The sequence below is a fragment of the Aurantimonas sp. 22II-16-19i genome (assembly GCF_002088275.1).
Taxonomy (GTDB): Bacteria; Pseudomonadota; Alphaproteobacteria; order Rhizobiales; family Rhizobiaceae; genus Jiella.
On sequence record NZ_AQQS01000068.1, the window covers coordinates 1 to 5,152 of the forward strand.

At 60.4% G+C, this 5,152-nt stretch carries 4 protein-coding genes; 3 read left to right on the forward strand and 1 reads right to left on the reverse strand.

The window, feature by feature from the left end; translation table 11 throughout:
* Positions 1 to 930: 930 nt before the first annotated feature.
* Both ATO4_RS26460 and ATO4_RS26465 read left to right on the forward strand, forming a co-directional pair.
* Entirely contained in the window at positions 931 to 1,584 is a 654-nt protein-coding gene (locus ATO4_RS26460) for a DUF1236 domain-containing protein (protein ID WP_083595084.1), read from the forward strand.
* A 300-nt stretch (positions 1,585 to 1,884) separates the two neighbouring features.
* On the forward strand, positions 1,885 to 3,198 hold the full coding sequence (locus tag ATO4_RS26465; protein ID WP_083595085.1) for a cation:proton antiporter: 1,314 nt from the start codon (positions 1,885 to 1,887) through the stop codon (positions 3,196 to 3,198).
* Between the two features lie 346 nt (positions 3,199 to 3,544).
* Here the strand turns inward: ATO4_RS26465 and ATO4_RS27545 are convergent, their stop codons facing one another.
* Positions 3,545 to 4,315: a hypothetical protein gene (locus ATO4_RS27545; protein WP_139802727.1), complete on the reverse strand. Its 771-nt coding sequence runs from the start codon at positions 4,313 to 4,315 to the stop codon at positions 3,545 to 3,547.
* Positions 4,316 to 4,488: 173 nt separating this feature from the next.
* Between ATO4_RS27545 and ATO4_RS26475 the strand changes: the two genes are divergently transcribed.
* Positions 4,489 to 5,106 carry a hypothetical protein gene (locus ATO4_RS26475; protein WP_210191154.1) on the forward strand — a complete coding sequence of 206 codons (618 nt, stop codon included), beginning with the start codon at positions 4,489 to 4,491 and terminating at the stop codon, positions 5,104 to 5,106.
* Positions 5,107 to 5,152: the final 46 nt, after the last annotated feature.

The following is a 5,152-nucleotide window of genomic DNA, read 5'->3' on the forward strand; positions in this document are numbered from 1 at the left end:
CCGTGGCGACGGGGCCCCTTCTCTAGTAAGCCATCGATAGCATGGGGAGGTAAATGCTTTTTGTGCAGAGACTTAGCGAGCGACGCGCTCAGCGGGTCGAGAACGATGAGGGAAGCGGCTGGCTGATCGTCGGCGAGAACTTCGCTGGACACCTGCGACGAAGGGCCCGTCGTGCGACGGTAAGTCCGAGAGCAATGAAAGGCTCTTTGTCGTCGTCACGGGATCGTTGAGCACCCACACTGATCCGGAGTACCCCGTCAGCTGCGACACCGGGTCGGTCTTGCTCGGGGCAGAACTGATCTTCAGCTATCGAGAGCAGCAGGTGACGCGGGAAGCGCCACATGGCCTTTGTCGTGAAGGCACGGCGACACGGGAAATACAGTTCTTGAGGGTTTCGCCGCTCGGCGGGTCGCCACTGCCCGCTGCGAGGCCCTCTGGCGCGAGTGGCGCAGTGAGCCAGATTGGACGGTCGCTGTCTACAAATGCCCCATATGAATGACATCGACGCCGCGATCGCGCGAGCTATGGCGGAACCTGGGTGATGACGGTGCCGATCAACGCGCCGCCTGATCGGCCCCATCACCCAATTCCGACCATAGCTCCTCGTACGTTTCCAACATGTCGCCATATACTCTGCTGTCGCCGAAGTTGGCTTTTCAGTGATTAGCTTCGAGGTAGCGCCAGACCGTGGTGAAGGTATTTGTTTGACCGAAATGGGGCACAGCTCACACATCAGATGAGAGAATGCTTGCGATATCAACTCCTAACGCCCAAGGCTCGCGCCACATTGATGAACGCCAGATAAATGGCTGATAAGATTGACGAACCTCCAAACAGAGGCTTGGAACCCGATCGCTGTCCTTCTGTTTCCAATCCCACAGCCGCTTGATTTGCAGCGGCTGCATTGACGACAAAGTTGGGAGACGAAACATGAGACTCCACACCCTCCTTGCCGCCACCGCGGCGACAGCGATGGCCGCAGCGGCCATTCCCGCGTCCGCTCAAACGGCAGTGTCGGCAACGGCCGATCTCAACGTTCGCGCTGGGCCCGGCCCCACCTACGAGATCGTTGGCGTGATCGGCACTGAGGACACAGCGACCCTTGAGGGCTGTACCGAAACCGGTTCTTGGTGCCGGGTAACGGTCGATGGCACCTCGGGCTGGGCTTACAGCCAGTATCTGGAAGCAGATGCTGGCGGGAAGACCGTGGTCGTCACTGAGCGCCGGACGGAATACCCGGTCGTCACCTACGAGGATAAGGGCGGAGCTGGCGAAGTAGCGGGAGCGGCGACCGGGGCCGTCGCCGGCGCTCTCGTCGGCGGCCCTGTGGGTGCCGCAGTCGGAGGTGCAGCTGGCCTCGTTGCTGGAGCAACTCTCAATCCGCCGGACGAGCGGATTGAGTATGTCCGCTCAAATCCGCTCGATCCCGTGTACCTCGAAGGCGAAGCCGTAGTAGGCGCGCAGCTTCCAGAAACAGTTCAGTTGCAGGCCATTCCCGATTACGAGTACCGCTATGTCTATGTGAATGGACAACCGGTTCTGGTCGATCCAGGCACTCGCCAGGTCGTGTACGTCGTCCGATAATTCTCTGTCGGGAGAAGCTTCAGAGATCGCTTGGATGATCTCGGAGATGGCGGTAGCTTATCCCTATGATCTGCCGGCGTCTTCCATCCCATTGGAACCCGGTCGGTCTCTCATCAGATCGGCCGGGCATCTGCGTGTCTGCAGCCATTCGAACGACGGATCCGCCGCCCCACACTTCGTTTGAACTGCTGATCCAGACGTGATCATCGCCGTCCTCAGGCGCGGCCGTCGAGCGCGGGCGTCAGGCCGTCGTGCGTGACGCCCGTTTGGAGCGTTTGGATCAACTTGGAATGACGCATCATGGAAGATGGCCGCTTCAGTCTTGATTCATACCACATCCTGCTCGTCGCGCTGGGCGCCAGCTTGCTGTTGTCATATTGGCTGCCGCACCTTTTCGTTCGTCGACCACCAGCAGCTACAGCTCTTCTTATGGGGTGCGGCATGGTCGGCTCGCTTTTATTTCCGCAAGTTGTCCAAGGGATAGATCCCACAGAGAACCCCGCGATATGGGAAGTCGCAGCTGAACTGGTAGTGATCGTGGTGCTTTTCACGACCGGCCTGCGCATCGATGATCTAGGCAACTGGCGATATTGGCGCCCCACGATCAGATTACTTGCTGTCACCATGCCACTGACCATCGCGGCCGTCGCGCTTCTTGGCTGGAGCCTCGCAGGGATGACCATCGGAGGAGCGATCCTGTTGGGTGCCGTGCTCGCTCCAACCGACCCCGTGCTTGCAGGCGAACTTCAGATCGGTCCGCCACTGGAAGGCAAGGAGCATCCCGTACGGTTCGCACTGACTACTGAAGCGGGTTTGAACGACGGACTGGCATTCCCATTCGTCTACCTCGCGCTCCACGTCGCCTCGCAAGGAGCGCATCCCTCACTTTGGATCACCGAATGGATCGCCTGGGATGTCCTCTACCGCATAATCGTGGGCACCGTTCTCGGTCTCGGCATCGGCTGGCTCCTCGGTCGTATCCTTATCGCGGTCCCTGCGTGGAACACGGCATCGGCTTCAGGTCCCGGCGTCCTTGCTCTGGCAGGGGTTTTTCTTGCCTACGGAATTGTTGAGCTTGCGGAAGGTTATGGGTTCATTGCCGTGTTCGTCACCGGCCTTGTCTGCAGGAGGGCACAGGCGCGACACCAGTTTCACAAGCGGCTGAATTCCTTCGCAAGCTCGATCGAACATGCCATCACCGCGATCCTTCTAGTTCTTCTCGGCAGCATCATGCCATCGCTTTGGCCCCACCTCGATTGGAGCCACACCATCATCGGTTTTGGCCTGATCCTCATAATCAGGCCGATGGCCGGGATGCTCGGTCTCATCGGAACTCCTCTCAGCCTCAGATCGCGAGCTGTGACAGCAATCTACGGCGTGCGCGGGATCGGGTCGCTTTACTACCTCGCCTACGCGTCAACGCACGTCGAGTTCGTTGACGAGGGGGCACTTTGGGCGCTGGTCGCCTTCACCATCTTCGCCTCTACAGTCCTTCACGGGCTCACTGCGACTGCTATCGTCGAGATCCTGGATCGGGAATATGCTGAAGGCGACGACTACAAACCCGGCGCGGACACAATGACAAACCGATGTAGCGGATGTGACGTCCATTAGCGGGCTGCGGAAAAACCCTTCCCCTCTTCGTGCGGTCGTGATTCTGTGTTGGCGTGTCTTGCAATGGGGACGGGCATGCGCGGCAGCGAGCTTCGCAGTGACAGCTTGTTTCGTATGTGTGCTGCCAGGCTCGGGTTCCTCTGGGGCACCCGCTGCGGCTGATCCGAGAATTCGCCGACGGAGCGCTGGCGACACTGTCGGCTGACTTTGCCCCGCCCTACTTCGACATGGAGCGGCTCGCCATATCGAGCGGACCTTGGTTCAGCCGCGGAGGCGGCCTTACCGCATTACCGAGGATCGAGCCCACCTTCCGGGGTGACGGCTGTCACTCGCATCGTCTGCCGGCTCAGGCATCCTCGCGGGCTTCGGCGACAGCGAGTTCGAGACCTTCGAGGAAGATGAAGATCAGAGCCGAGACGAATCCCGCTGCCAGCCATGACAGCGGGTCCGGCAAAAGAAGGCCACACAGATAAGCGGCTCCCATGGCGCAGCCGACAGAAAGGAAGTTGAGCATCCGCCCGAGCAGCTTGACGCTGTCGGACTCCTGGGGATCCTCTCGAAGCAGCAGAAACGTCAAAAGCTCCGCCACCGCGAAGGCGGCGACAGCACCGGCAGCAGCCAGGAAGATATCGAGGGGCCCCGGCTGCGCAATCGTCGTCAGAAGTGCATATGATCCGGTGATCGTGATCGAGAACGCATAGGCGGAAGCGTTGTCCATGACGCTCAGGCGCAGGTTCTTGAGAAGAAGTCTCTTTGCCCGCATCTCCGTCTGCCTCTCCCCTGCTAGCCTTTGGTGTTCGCCCGCTGCAGGCAGACGCCGCATCCGGAACACGAACTGCCGGCAACCGATTCCGGCAGGGCCCGCAATGCTATAGCACTTAGCGTCAGCCGGAAGGGGCATGCGAGCCATCTCCAGCGCATCGGCGCCGATCGTGCCGCCCCGGATCGTGGGTGACGACAACGGACGCGGTCCAGACATCGACAGGCTTCGAATGCCGCTCAAATAATCCGTCGGAGGGCAATCGAAGGGCAAATCCGCAGCCTTCGGCGATTTGTGCGAGAACTCGCCGCGGCTTCCGATTTGCATTCCCCGATCTGGGGGAAATTCTTGCTTCATCAGCGACCGTCTCATCGATTCTGTTGTGGCGTGCTCATGAGCTTCGACCCTCGTGCCTGGGGGTGGATAGCTCGTAGAGGGTCTTGGCGACCGAGGTCCATCTACGCGACCGAATTGCCGCCATACATGTCGCCACCACGGCGCATACCACCGTCAAGATCACCGTCTGTTAAGTGCCGGAAGATAAACGCTCTCGGCACAGCCTCCGTCGTATGCATCCTTCCATGCTAGCGGCAGATCGGCAAAATCACGGTGGCGATCGGCAACTGACGGAGATGACGATGAGTGCAACTGCGGCTGACATGCATGTCAGCCATTCGGCGCCTGCCAGTTTCTTCGATCGCGGTCTGTCGCTGGCGGCGCTGGCCCTGCTCTGCGTCGTTCTCGTGGCGATCGGCCGCGGGCAGGGCCATTGGGCGCAGGTGCCTCCGCTCGTTTGGGCGCATCTGTTGACGATCGTTTTCGCGCTGGCGCTGACGGTGATCCAGTTCTGGCGACCGAAAGGCGGTTCCACCCACCGGGCCATGGGCCGGATATGGGTGACGCTGATGTTCGCAACGGCGCTGATTTCCCTCTTCATCGTCGGCGCGGACGATCACGGCTACAGCATCCTGCACGTGCTTTCGGTCTGGGTGATGATCCAGGTCCCGATGATCGCCATCTCGGCGCGAAAGCGGCAAATCGAACGCCACCAGCGGGCGGCCCGGGCCATGGCCGTCGGCTCGCTGCTGATCGCCGGCTTCTTCACATTCCCCTTCCACCGCCTGCTCGGGACGTGGCTTTTCGGCTAGTGGTTTGACTCCAACGCTTGGAACCCGCGATTTCTAGCAGCAATGA